General features: G+C 71.1%; 10 protein-coding genes. 6 read left to right on the top strand and 4 right to left on the bottom strand.

Going from position 1 to position 11,924, the window contains the following annotated elements; all coding sequences use genetic code 11:
* Positions 1 to 53 precede the first annotated feature (53 nt).
* From sucB to aceE, 3 genes are all read left to right on the top strand, one after another.
* Positions 54 to 1,799 (top strand): 2-oxoglutarate dehydrogenase, E2 component, dihydrolipoamide succinyltransferase, encoded by a 1,746-nt coding sequence (gene sucB / locus AC061S_RS38635; RefSeq protein WP_478690549.1) that lies wholly within the window; start codon positions 54 to 56, stop codon positions 1,797 to 1,799.
* 267 nt (positions 1,800 to 2,066) lie between these two features.
* Entirely contained in the window at positions 2,067 to 2,690 is a 624-nt protein-coding gene (locus AC061S_RS38640; RefSeq protein WP_478690559.1) for a GntR family transcriptional regulator, read from the top strand.
* Positions 2,691 to 2,934: 244 nt separating this feature from the next.
* Positions 2,935 to 5,619 (top strand): pyruvate dehydrogenase (acetyl-transferring), homodimeric type, encoded by a 2,685-nt coding sequence (gene aceE, locus AC061S_RS38645; protein ID WP_478690550.1) that lies wholly within the window; start codon positions 2,935 to 2,937, stop codon positions 5,617 to 5,619.
* A 56-nt stretch (positions 5,620 to 5,675) separates the two neighbouring features.
* Here the strand turns inward: aceE and AC061S_RS38650 are convergent, their stop codons facing one another.
* Positions 5,676 to 7,055: a serine/threonine-protein kinase gene (locus AC061S_RS38650; RefSeq protein WP_478690551.1), complete on the bottom strand. Its 1,380-nt coding sequence runs from the start codon at positions 7,053 to 7,055 to the stop codon at positions 5,676 to 5,678.
* A 124-nt stretch (positions 7,056 to 7,179) separates the two neighbouring features.
* Here AC061S_RS38650 and AC061S_RS38655 point away from each other — a divergent pair, with 124 nt between their 5' ends.
* Complete coding sequence (locus tag AC061S_RS38655; RefSeq protein ID WP_243330439.1) at positions 7,180 to 7,698, top strand: DUF4240 domain-containing protein; 519 nt, start codon at positions 7,180 to 7,182, stop codon at positions 7,696 to 7,698.
* A 19-nt stretch (positions 7,699 to 7,717) separates the two neighbouring features.
* Here AC061S_RS38655 and AC061S_RS38660 read toward each other — a convergent pair whose 3' ends face one another.
* Positions 7,718 to 8,488: an SDR family NAD(P)-dependent oxidoreductase gene (locus AC061S_RS38660; protein ID WP_478690552.1), complete on the bottom strand. Its 771-nt coding sequence runs from the start codon at positions 8,486 to 8,488 to the stop codon at positions 7,718 to 7,720.
* 85 nt (positions 8,489 to 8,573) lie between these two features.
* Between AC061S_RS38660 and AC061S_RS38665 the strand changes: the two genes are divergently transcribed.
* Positions 8,574 to 9,227, top strand: coding sequence for a TetR/AcrR family transcriptional regulator (locus tag AC061S_RS38665; protein WP_478690553.1), 654 nt, complete (start codon positions 8,574 to 8,576; stop codon positions 9,225 to 9,227).
* Between the two features lie 20 nt (positions 9,228 to 9,247).
* On the opposite strand, the gene AC061S_RS38670 is transcribed toward AC061S_RS38665, so the two are convergent.
* Together AC061S_RS38670 and glnA are read right to left on the bottom strand one after the other, a co-directional pair.
* On the bottom strand, positions 9,248 to 9,709 hold the full coding sequence (locus tag AC061S_RS38670) for a hypothetical protein (RefSeq protein WP_478690554.1): 462 nt from the start codon (positions 9,707 to 9,709) through the stop codon (positions 9,248 to 9,250).
* Between the two features lie 109 nt (positions 9,710 to 9,818).
* On the bottom strand, positions 9,819 to 11,228 hold the full coding sequence (gene glnA / locus AC061S_RS38675) for a type I glutamate--ammonia ligase (protein ID WP_478690555.1): 1,410 nt from the start codon (positions 11,226 to 11,228) through the stop codon (positions 9,819 to 9,821).
* Between the two features lie 186 nt (positions 11,229 to 11,414).
* On the opposite strand from glnA, the gene AC061S_RS38680 reads away from it, so the two are divergent.
* Positions 11,415 to 11,882 (top strand): RDD family protein, encoded by a 468-nt coding sequence (locus AC061S_RS38680; RefSeq protein WP_478690556.1) that lies wholly within the window; start codon positions 11,415 to 11,417, stop codon positions 11,880 to 11,882.
* Positions 11,883 to 11,924: the final 42 nt, after the last annotated feature.

Raw genomic sequence — 11,924 nt, forward strand, 5'->3', positions numbered from 1 at the left:
CGTCACTGGGCGCGACGACCACTTCCGCACATTCGTTAGGAGCAACTGAAACCATGTCGGTTTCCGTAACCCTTCCGGCGCTCGGTGAGAGCGTCACTGAGGGCACTGTCACCCGTTGGCTGAAGGCCGAGGGCGAGCGCGTCGAGGCCGACGAGCCGCTGCTCGAGGTCTCGACCGACAAGGTCGACACCGAGATCCCGTCCCCCGTGTCGGGCATCCTGGCCTCCATCAAGGTCGCCGAGGACGAGACCGTCGAGGTCGGCGCCGAGCTGGCCGTCATCGACGACGGTTCGGGCGCGCCGGCCCCGGTCGCAGCTCCGGCAGCCGAGGCCCCCGCGGCCCCGGTCGCCGAGGCTCCGGCCGCTCCGGCCCCCGTCGCCGAGGCCCCCGCGGCCCCGGCCGCTCCGGCTGCTGCTGTGACTGCCGGGGGCCATGCCGCCACCGGCACCGATGTCGTGCTCCCCGCGCTGGGCGAGTCCGTCACCGAGGGCACCGTCACCCGCTGGCTGAAGCAGGTCGGCGAGTCGGTCGAGGCCGACGAGCCGCTGCTGGAGGTCTCGACCGACAAGGTCGACACCGAGATCCCCGCCCCGGTCGCCGGCGTCCTGCTGGAGATCCTGGTCGCCGAGGACGAGAACGCCGAGGTCGGCGCGCGTCTGGCCGTCATCGGCGCGGCGGGCGCGGCTCCCGCGGCCGCTCCGGCCGCCGCCGCTCCGGCTCCGGCCCCCGTGGCCGCTCCGGCTCCGGTTGCCGCCCCGGCCCCCGTCGCCGCCCCGGTTGCCGCTCCGGCTCCCGTGGCCGCTCCGGCTCCGGTCGCCGCCCCGGCTCCGGTCGCGCCGGTCGCCCCCGCCGCCCCGGTTTCCGCCGGTGACGAGGGTGCCTACGTGACCCCGCTGGTGCGCAAGCTCGCCACGGAGTCCGGCGTCAACCTGTCCGTGGTCTCGGGCACCGGTGTCGGTGGCCGCATCCGCAAGCAGGACGTCCTGGCCGCCGCCGAGGCCGCCAAGGCCGCCGCTGCCGCTCCGGCTCCGGCCGCCAGCGCTCCGGCCGCGAAGGCTCCGGCCGCCGCGGTCTCCGAGCTGCGCGGCCAGACGGTCAAGATGACCCGCATGCGCAAGGTCATCGGCGACAACATGATGAAGGCCCTGCACTCGCAGGCGCAGCTCAGCTCCGTGGTCGAGGTGGACATCACCAAGATCATGAAGCTGCGCGAGAAGGCCAAGGCCGGCTTCCTCGCCCGCGAGGGCGTCAAGCTGTCCCCGATGCCGTTCTTCGTCAAGGCCGCGGCCCAGGCGCTGAAGGCCCACGCGGTCGTCAACGCCCGGATCAACGAGGACGAGGGCACCATCACCTACTTCGACTCGGAGAACATCGGCATCGCCGTGGACTCCGAGAAGGGCCTGATGACCCCGGTCATCAAGGGTGCCGGCGACCTCAACCTGGCGGGCATCTCCAAGGCGACCGCCGACCTGGCCTCCAAGGTCCGCGGCAACAAGATCACGCCGGACGAGCTGTCGGGCGCGACCTTCACCATCAGCAACACCGGCTCGCGCGGTGCGCTGTTCGACACGGTCATCGTGCCCCCGAACCAGGTCGCCATCCTGGGCATCGGCGCGACGGTCAAGCGCCCGGTGGTCATCGAGACCGCCGAGGGCACGAACATCGGCATCCGCGACATGACGTACCTGACCCTGTCCTACGACCACCGCCTGGTGGACGGCGCGGACGCGGCCCGGTACCTCTCGGCCGTCAAGGCGATCCTCGAGGCCGGCGAGTTCGAGGTCGAGCTCGGCCTGTAAGGCTCATCGCGGCAGCGCTTCACGACTGTCGCGCACGGCGCCCCCGCCCGGGATGCACGTCCCGGGCGGGGGCGCCGTCGTCGTACGCTGGGCGCGGCCCCGGGCCCGGCCCGCGGACGCCTGCGGCCGGCCCCGCGCCGCGCCTGTAACCAGCCTCACGCTGCGCCTCTGACCAGGAACGCATCGCGACGAGCGGCGCCGCCGTATTGTCTACGCATCAAGGCCCCGCATGCCCCTGCACACCCCCCAGGAGATGAAGCCCCGATGATCACCCCACCCGTCGTGCACTCGCTGCGCGAGCAGATCCGCGAGCACATCGTGGAGGGGATCGTCAGCGGACGCTGGAAGCCCGGTGAGCGGATCGTGGAGCGCCGGATCGCGGTGGAGCTGGAGGTCAGCCAGACGCCCGTACGCGAGGCCCTGCGCGAGCTGGAGACGCTGCGGCTGATCGAGTCGGCGCCGAACAAGGGCGTGCGCGTACGGAACCTGTCGGCGGCGGACCTGGAGGAGATCTACCCGGTCCGGGCGGGCCTGGAGCAGATCGCGGCCGAGCTGGCCGCGCCCCGGCTGGCGGCCGACTGCTCGGCCCTGGAACCGCACGTGGCGGCCCTGTGGGAGGCCGACCGCAGCGCGGACGGCACGGCCCAGGTGCGGCACACCGTGGGGTTCCACCGGGAGATGGTGCGGGCCGCCGGGAACAGCGTGCTGCTGCACACCTGGGAGTCGCTGGGCATCGAGGTCTTCACGGCCCTGTCCATCCGGTGGCTGGGAACCGTCCAGCAGTCCTACGCGGAAGAGCACGAGGCCCTTGTGGAGGCCTTCCGCAATCAGGACCCGGACATCGGCCTGCTCGTGAAGCGGCACGTTCTGGGGTGCGCGCCGCGGGCTTGATCTCGCCCTTCGAGACGCGCTCGACCGCCCGTCTCGTCCCGATTTGCCCGGCACTGGGTGCCCATTTTCATGGCACCCGGTGCCGACTTTTGTCAGATTGACGTTTCTTCGTCACTTTCATTTGATCGATCATCGATCAGCGCCTTACAGTCATCCGCGGACCCCACCCGGGTCCAACGACCCTGTCCTGCCCGTCAGGGATTTCTTCACCACCTCTCCTTTATCCGGAAGGCGGCGCACACCGATGTCCGACCCCGTAGGAAAGCTTCCGAGCGAGCTCGACCAGCTCCCGGACCGCGACACCGAGGAGACCGCCGAATGGGCGGCCTCCCTCGACGCCGTCGCCAAGGCCGCCGGTACGCGCCGCGCCGAATACCTGCTCCGCCGCACCCTTCAGCACGCCGAGGCCGCCGGTCTCGCACTGCCGAAGCTGCTTGAGACGGACTACGTCAACACCATCCCCACCTCCGCGGAGCCCGAGTTCCCCGGCGACGAGGCGATGGAAGCCCGGATCACCGCGTGGAACCGCTGGAACGCGGCCGCCATGGTGACCCGCGGCTCCAAGTACGGCGTCGGCGGCCACATCGCCACCTTCGCCTCCGCCGCGTGGCTGTACGAGACCGGCTTCCAGCACTTCTTCCGCGGGAAGGAGGCCGACGGATCGGGCGACCAGCTCTACATCCAGGGCCACGCCTCCCCCGGCATCTACGCCCGCGCCTTCCTCGACGGCCGGATCTCCGAGCAGCAGCTCGACAAGTTCCGCCAGGAGGCCGGCGGCAACGGCCTGCCGTCCTACCCGCACCCGCGGCGCCTGCCGTGGCTGTGGGAGTTCCCGACGGTCTCCATGGGCCTCGGCCCGCTCTCCGCGATCTACCAGGCGCGCTTCAACCGCTACCTGCAGAACCGGAGCATCAAGGACACCGCCAACTCGCACGTCTGGGCCTTCCTGGGCGACGGCGAGATGGACGAGCCCGAGTCGACCGCCGCCCTGGCCCTGGCCTCCCGCGAGCAGCTCGACAACCTGACCTTCGTCATCAACTGCAACCTGCAGCGCCTCGACGGTCCGGTCCGCGCGAACTTCCGCGTGGTGCAGGAGCTGGAAGCCCAGTTCCGCGGCGCCGGCTGGAACGTCATCAAGTCGCTGTGGGGCTCCGCCTGGGACGAGCTGTTCCAGCTCGACACCACAGGCGCCCTGGTACGCCGCCTGCGCGAGGTACCCGACGCGCAGTTCCAGACGTACGCGACCCGCGACGTGGCCTACATCCGCAACCACTTCTTCGGCGCCAACCCCGAGCTGGTCCAGCTCGCCGGCGTGCTGTCCGACGCGAAGATCGCGGAGTGCTTCCACAGCTCCCGCGGCGGCCACGAGCCCCGCAAGGTCTACGCCGCGTACAAGGCCGCCCTGGAGCACAAGGGTGCTCCGACGGTCATCCTCGCGCAGACCGTCAAGGGCTACACGCTGGGCGCCGGGTTCGAGTCGAAGAACGCGAACCACCAGATGAAGAAGCTGACGATCGACGAGTTCAAGGACATGCGTGACCTCCTTGGCCTCCCGATCCCGGACAGCGCCTTCGCCGACGGCCAGGTCCCGTACGGCCACCCGGGCGCGAACAGCCCCGAGGTCCAGTACCTGAACGAGCGCCGCGCGGCGCTCGGCGGCCCGGCCCCGGCCCGCAAGGTCAAGCACGTGGCCCTGCCGGCTCCGGCGGACCGTTCCTTCGCCCCGCTGCTCAAGGGCTCCGGCAAGCAGGAGATGGCCACCACCATGGCCTTCGTCCGGCTCGTCAAGGACCTGATGCGGGACAAGGAGACCGGCAAGCGCTGGGTGCCGATCGTCCCCGACGAGGCCCGCACCTTCGGTATGGAGTCCCTCTTCCCGTCGGCCGGCATCTACTCGCCGCTGGGCCAGACGTACGAGCCGGTCGACCGCGACCAGCTCATGTACTACAAGGAAGCCAAGGACGGCCAGATCCTCAACGAGGGGATCACCGAGGCCGGCGCCATGGCCGACTTCATCGCCGCCTGTACGTCGTACGCGACGCACGGCGAGCCGATGATCCCCTTCTACATCTTCTACTCGATGTTCGGCTGGCAGCGCACCGCCGACCAGATGTGGCAGCTCGCCGACCAGCTCGGCAAGGGCTTCATCGTCGGCGCCACCGCCGGCCGCACCACCCTGACGGGTGAGGGCCTGCAGCACGCGGACGGCCACTCGCACCTGATCGCGTCCACGAACCCGGCGTCGCTCAACTACGACCCGGCCTTCGCGTACGAGATCGCGGTGATCGTCAAGGACGGTCTGCGCCGGATGTACGGCGAGAAGCCGGAAGACGTCTTCTACTACCTGACGGTCTACAACGAGCCGAAGCCGCAGCCCGCCATGCCGGAGGGCGTGGAAGAGGGCATCCTGCGCGGCCTCTACCGCTTCAACACGGCGGCGGACCTCGCGGAGGCGGCCCCGGCCGCCGACGCCCCGAAGATCCAGCTGATGGCCTCCGGTACGGCCATCCACTGGGCCCTCGACGCGCAGAAGCTGCTCGCCGCCGACTGGAACGTGGCCGCCGACGTCTGGTCCGCCACCTCCTGGGGCGAGCTGCGCCGCGACGCGCTGGAGTGCGACGAGGCGCTGCTGCGCGGGGAGATGCGCACCCCGTTCGTCACCCGCGCGCTGGAGGGCGTCACCAGCCCGGTGCTCGCCGTCTCCGACTGGATGCGTCAGGTCCCGGACCAGATCAGCCAGTGGGTCGAGCAGGACTACACCTCGCTGGGCACGGACGGCTTCGGCCTCTCCGACACCCGTGACGGCGCCCGCCGCCACTTCGGTGTCGACGCCCAGTCGATCGTGGTGGCCGCGCTGGCCCAGCTCGCCCGCCGCGGCGAGGTCCCGGCGTCCGCCATCAAGGAGGCCCGGGAGCGCTACGGCCTGTAAGGCCCCCGCGTTCTGAACGACCGTGAGGCGGTCCGCTCCTTCGGGAGCGGGCCGCCTCACGGCGTTCCCGGGGACGTCTCGTTGATCAGATCCGCGAGTTCGCGCCGGACGGCGACCCGGATCTCCTCGGCCTTGGCCGTGGCCCCGGCCACGATCTCCTCCGCCTGCCGCCGCGCCGCCAGGACCGTCCGGCCGGCGCGCTGCTCGGCGTCCGTACGGAGCTTCTCCGCCTCCAGCCGCAGCTCCTCGGCCCGCAGCTCGATCTGCGCGAGGCGTTGCGAGGCCACCGACTGGCGTGCGGCCAGCGCCTGCTCCGCCTGCTCGCGCCGCTTCGTCAGGTTCGCCTCGAAGAGTCCGGCGGCTTCGGCGGCCTTGGCCCGGGTCTCCTCGAAGAGGTCGTCGGCCTGCCGGCGCTTGGCGGCCGCGTGCAGCTCCGCCCGCTCCCTCACCTCCCGCACGTCGCGTTCGACCAGCTCGCGCAGCCCCGCGATCTCCCGCTCCGCGTCCGCGCGCATGCGGGCGACCTCGGCCGCGCCGTCGGTGGCCGCCGACGCGAACGGGGGCGGGGGCGGGGGCGGGGCGGCCGGCTGCCCGTGGGCGGCCAGGTGCCGGCCCAGCTCCGTCACCACGCTCGCCGCGTCGCGGGGCCTGCGCGCCGGGTCCTTGGCGAGGAGGCGCATCACGAGGTCGGCGACGGGGGCGGGGGCCGCGCCGGGCCGGAGCGGGCGAGGCGCCTCGTGCACCTGCTGGTAGAGCAGGGCGTGGGGTGCCGGGCTCGTGAAGGGCGGGCGGCCCGCGAGGCCCTCGTAGAGCAGGCAGCCCAAGCTGTAGAGGTCGCTGCGGTGGTCGATCCCGGCGTCGCCCCGGCACTGCTCCGGGGACATGTAGGCGAGGGTTCCCATGGCGGTGCCCGTGGCGGTGAGATCGGCCACGCGCAGCGTCTCGCCGAGGAACTTGGCGAGGCCGAAGTCCAGGACCTTGATGACGCCGGTGTCGGTGAGCATCACGTTCTGCGGTTTGACGTCCCGGTGGATGATGCCGCGCTCGTGGGCGGCGGCCAGGGCGGTCGCGATCTGGCCGGCCCAGTCGACCACGTCGTACCAGGGCAGGGGCGCGGCCTCCCGGAAGGCCTGGGCGAGGGTGCGGCCGTCGAGGCGCTCCATCACCAGGTAGAGGGTCCTGCGCCCCCCGACCACGGCCTCGCCGCAGTCGTGGACGGTGACCGTGTGCCGGTGCGGGAGGTTGGCGGCCGAACGCACCTCGTGCGTGAACCTCTGCTCGACCTCCGCCGCGGCCATGCCGGGCACCGCGTGCACGAGTTTGACGGCGACCGGCCGCCGCATCCGTACGTCCACGGCGGCCCAGACCTCGCCCATGCCTCCCCCGCCGAGGCGCTCCTCCAGCCGGTAGCGGCCTTCGAGCAGTTCCCCCCGCATACCCCGTGCCCCCTCCGTATCGGCTTCCCCGGTCCGAGTATGCGGCCGTGCGGGGGGCTTGGACCGGCCTTTCGCGGCACGCGCGGTGGCGGCGACGGGGTGGACCCGTGATGCTTGAGCGGTGATGGACGAGACTGAGTTCTGGGAGATGGTCGACCGTACCCGCGAGGCCGCCGAGGGCGACCCCGAGGAACACGCCGAGCTGCTCGTCGAGCGGCTGGCGCAGCTCGACCCGGACTCCGTCCTGGACTTCGCCCGGCACTTCGAGTCCCGGTACAACCGGGCGTACACGTGGGACCTGTGGGGCGCGGCCTGGGTGCTGCTCGACGGGGCCAGCGACGACGCGTTCGACTACTTCCGGTGCTGGCTGATCGGCCAGGGCCGGGAGGTCTTCGAGGGCGGGGTGCACGATCCGGATCAGCTGGCGGAGCTCCTCGACGAGTTCGACGAGGAGATCGACGGGGACGGCGAGGAGCTGGGGTACGCGGCGGACGAGGCGTACGAGCAGCTGACCGGGTCGGTCGCGCCGGATCTGGGGATCCCGCTGCAGGCGGCCGAGCCGGAGGGCGCCGCGCTGGACTTCGAGAACGAAGCCGTGCTCGCGGAGCGCTTCCCCCGGCTGTGGGACCGCTTCAGGGGCTGACGGGGGCCGACGGGGCCGCCTAGTAGTGCGTGCCGCCGTCGATGCGGATCTCCGTACCGGTGATGAAGGCGCCGTCCTCGGAGCCCAGCATGGCGACGACGCCGGCGACCGTCTGCGGGCCTGCGAAGCCCTGGCCGAGGGCGGGGGCGAGCTTGGCGAACAGGCTCCAGTCGGTGTCCTCGGGCAGGCCGGGGCCGGTGCCGGTGGTCATGCCGCTCTCGATGGAGCCGGGCGCGACGGCGACGAAGCGCAGCCCCTGCTTGCTGTACTCGGCGGCCAGCGCATGGGTCATGGACTGGATGCCGCCCTTGCTGGCCGCGTAGGCGGACATGTAGGGGTGGGCGAAGGACGCCGAGGTGGAGCTGAAGTTGACGACGACCGGCTGGTCGCCCGCCAGCAGCGCCGGGAGCGACTCGCGGATGACCAGGAACGTACCGGTCAGGTTCACCGCGATGATCTTGTTCCAGAATTCGAGCGTGGTCTGGTGGGTGTGCGCGGAGCGCAGGATGCCCGCGGCGTTGACCAGCACGTCGATTCCGGTGAGGGTGTCGACCGCGGCGGCCACGCCCGCCTTGACGGCGGCCTCGTCGGATATGTCGAGGACCGCGGTGGTGAGGCGGTCCGCGTGACCGTCGGCGGCGGCCCGGTCGGCGGTGGCCTTGAGACCGGCTTCGTTGACGTCCACGGTGTGGACCCGGCCGCCCTCGGAGAGGATGCGGTGGACGGTGGCCTGGCCGATGCCCGAGCCGCCGCCGGTGATGAGGACGCGACGTCCTTCGTAACGGTTCATGGAGGGAGCGTACTCCCGCGATGGCACGTTTTGCCACCCTGCCAAAACATGCAATTGCTGCTCGGGGCCGAGGTATCCTTCCCCGGTGAGATCCCCTCGTCCGTACTCTCCCCAGGCCGGCCCCGGAGCCCAGTCGCTGAACGAGCGCCGCAAGGCGGCCACCCAGCTCGACATCGCCCGCGCCGCCTGCGAACTCTTCGCCGAGCACGGCCCCGACGGCACCACCGCCGAGGACATCGCCCACCGCGCGGGCGTGGCCCTGCGCACGTTCTACCGCTACTTCCGCAACAAGCAGGAGGCCGTCGCCCCCCTGCTCGCGGGCGGCGGCGACGCCTGGCGCGCGCTGCTCGCCGAGGAGGACCCCGGCACCCCCCTCACCGAGGCCCTGGAGCGCGCCGTCACCCGCTCCCTCACGGGCCCCCAGGCACTCGACGAGGGCCTGGAGGTCACCCGCGGCCTGCTGCGCGCCGCCACTACGGACGAGGCCCTGCGGGCGGTCTGGTACCGGGTCAACCAGGACTCCGAGGAGCGCCTGGTCCCGGTCGTGGCCCGGCTCGCCGGCCCGGACGCCGAACCCCTCGCCGTCCGCCTCCTCGCGGCCGCGGCCACGGACGCGATCCGCATCTCCCTGGAACTCTGGTCCACCACGGACACCCCGCCCTCGGGCCCCGGCTCCCCGTCCGAACTCGCGGTCCGCTGCCTGCGCGACCTCACGGGCTCGATGCCGCTGATGCGCTGAGCCCGGGCCGGGCGGACTCGCTAGGCAGACTCTCCGGTGAGGCACGCGTGGCACAGGCACCGGTCCGGGTGCGCACTGGACGGCGCGATCCGCGCCCGGTCCCTGCGCGCGTACTCCTCCAGTGTCCCGGCGACGGTCAGTGCGTAGTCCGCGCCGAACCCGGTCGGGTAGCGCGTCCCGCTCCCGCTCAGCCGCTCCAGGACGCGCGGTGCATACACGGCCTTCGGCCGGAAGCTGTGCAGGTGGCGGGTGGCCGTATCGATGGCGATCCACCGGCCGGTGTGCCGTTCGCGTCCGATCGCCGTGAGGCGCTCGCCTCCCGGCCCCCAGTACACATGGGCCACGTACACCTTCGCCCCGGCCTTGAAGGACTTCGTTCCCGGGCGCAGTTCCTGCCCGCCCGTCCCGCACCGGCGCCATGCCACGACATTGGCCGCCACCAGCCAGACCGGCTCGCGCTCGCCTTCCGGCTCCCCGTCCACTCTTCCCCCACCCTCCCCTGTCCGGCCCCAAGGACGAAGCCCCGCCCCCCTCTGAAGGAGGGAGACGGGGCTTCGTTCGATCAGTGCGTCAGCACGACCACGGCACGGCTTAGAGGTCGAAGTAGAGCTCGAACTCGTGCGGGTGCGGGCGCAGCGCGATCGGGGCGATCTCGTGGGTGCGCTTGTAGTCGATCCAGGTCTCGATCAGGTCGGGGGTGAAGACACCGCCGGCCAGGAGGTACTCGTGGTCCGCCTCCAGGGCCTTGAGGACGTCCTCGAGGCTGGTCGGGACCTGCGGGACGCTCGCGTGCTCGTCCGGGGAGAGCTCGTAGAGGTCCTTGTCGATCGGCTCCATCGGCTCGATCTTGTTCTTGATGCCGTCGAGGCCGGCCAGCAGGAGGGCCGCGAACGCCAGGTACGGGTTCGAGGACGGGTCCGGGGCGCGGAACTCGACGCGCTTGGCCTTCGGGTTCGAGCCCGTGATCGGGATGCGCATGGCGGCCGAGCGGTTGCGCTGCGAGTACACCATGTTGACCGGCGCCTCGAAGCCCGGGACCAGGCGGTGGTAGGAGTTCACCGTCGGGTTGGTGAACGCCAGCAGCGACGGGGCGTGCTTGAGGATGCCGCCGATGTAGTAGCGGGCCATGTCCGACAGACCCGCGTAGCCGGACTCGTCGTAGAACAGCGGGTCGCCGTTCGCCCACAGCGACTGGTGCACGTGCATGCCCGAGCCGTTGTCACCGAAGATCGGCTTCGGCATGAAGGTCGCGGTCTTGCCGTTGCGCCAGGCGACGTTCTTCACGATGTACTTGAAGAGCATCAGGTCGTCGGCCGCGGCGAGCAGCGTGTTGAACTTGTAGTTGATCTCGGCCTGGCCACCGGTGCCGACCTCGTGGTGCTGACGCTCGACCTGGAGGCCCTGGGCGTCCAGCTCGAGGGAGATCTCGGCGCGCAGGTCGGCGAAGTGGTCGACCGGGGCTACGGGGAAGTAACCACCCTTGTAGCGGACCTTGTAACCACGGTTGTTCTCCTCGGAGCCCGTGTTCCAGGCACCGGCCTCGGAGTCGATGTGGTAGAAGCCCTCGTTCGCGGAGGTCGCGAAGCGCACGCTGTCGAACACGTAGAACTCGGCCTCGGGGCCGAAGAACGCGGTGTCGGCGATGCCGGTGGAGGCGAGGTACGCCTCGGCCTTCTTCGCAATGTTGCGCGGGTCGCGGCTGTAGGCCTCGCCCGTGATCGGGTCGTGGATGAAGAAGTTGATGTTGAGCGTCTTGTCCTTGCGGAACGGGTCCAGGCGCGCGGTGGTGATGTCGGCGCGCAGCGCCATGTCGGACTCGTGGATCGCCTGGAAGCCGCGGATCGAGGAGCCGTCGAAGGCCAGCTCCTCGTTCGGGTCGAACGCGCGCCCCGGGATGGTGAAGTGCTGCATCACACCAGGCAGGTCGCAGAAGCGGACGTCAACGAACTTGACGTCGTTGTCCTGGATGTACTGCGTCACTTCGTCGGCGTTCTTGAACATCCAACTCCTCCTACTCCCGACCCCGGGGCAGGGGCGGGCTTTTATAGCTAGTGGTGCGTCAGTGCGGTGCCGCACGCTGACCCGACCATAAGCAGACGGGGTTTCTCAAGCATGACCCATTTGTTTCGCACAAGTTAACCAGGGTCCCGCCGGAACGGCGTCGAGCCGCACAGGTACCGTGTTCGGGTGGACAAGAGGCAAGCAATCGGATCCTGGCTCTCCGGCCCCCGCGAGGCCGCCGAGGAGATGGGTGCCGACTTCGGGTACCCCGGCAAACAGCTCGGCCTGCCGCAGCAGGGGCCCGGCTCGGTGGCCCGTTTCGGCCGCCGGCTCGGAGCCGTGGCCATCGACTGGATGGCCTGCCAGCTGATCGCGTACGGCCTGATCACGGGCCGTGACTGGAACGGCTCGGGCAACTGGACGCTGGCGGTCTTCGTCACCCTGGTGGTCCTGACGGTCGGCACCGTGGGCTTTACCCCCGGGAAGCGGATCCTGGGCCTCCGGGTCGTCTCGCAGGACGGCGGCCGGCTCGGCTTCGGCCGGGTGGTGGTGCGCACCGCCCTGCTCGCCCTGCTGATCCCGGCCCTCGTCTGGGACCGCGACGGCCGCGGACTGCACGACCGCCTCAGCCGCGCCGTGCAGGTCAGGATCTGAGACGGCCGACCGAAAACAGAAGGGCGCCCGGGGGGCGCGGCC

The sequence above is a fragment of the Streptomyces sp. CA189 genome (assembly GCF_056428985.1).

What these genes read in the sequence shown, in the direction of transcription:
- sucB (WP_478690549.1), top strand. Translation starts at nt 54, where the DNA reads ATGTCGGTTTCCGTAACCCTTCCGGCGCTCGGTGAGAGCGTCACTGAG.
- glnA (WP_478690555.1), bottom strand. Translation starts at nt 11,228, where the DNA reads ATGTTCAAGAACGCCGACGAAGTGACGCAGTACATCCAGGACAACGAC.
- AC061S_RS38650 (WP_478690551.1), bottom strand. Translation starts at nt 7,055, where the DNA reads ATGCGGGGGGAACTGCTCGAAGGCCGCTACCGGCTGGAGGAGCGCCTC.
- aceE (WP_478690550.1), top strand. Translation starts at nt 2,935, where the DNA reads ATGTCCGACCCCGTAGGAAAGCTTCCGAGCGAGCTCGACCAGCTCCCG.
- AC061S_RS38655 (WP_243330439.1), top strand. Translation starts at nt 7,180, where the DNA reads ATGGACGAGACTGAGTTCTGGGAGATGGTCGACCGTACCCGCGAGGCC.
- AC061S_RS38660 (WP_478690552.1), bottom strand. Translation starts at nt 8,488, where the DNA reads ATGAACCGTTACGAAGGACGTCGCGTCCTCATCACCGGCGGCGGCTCG.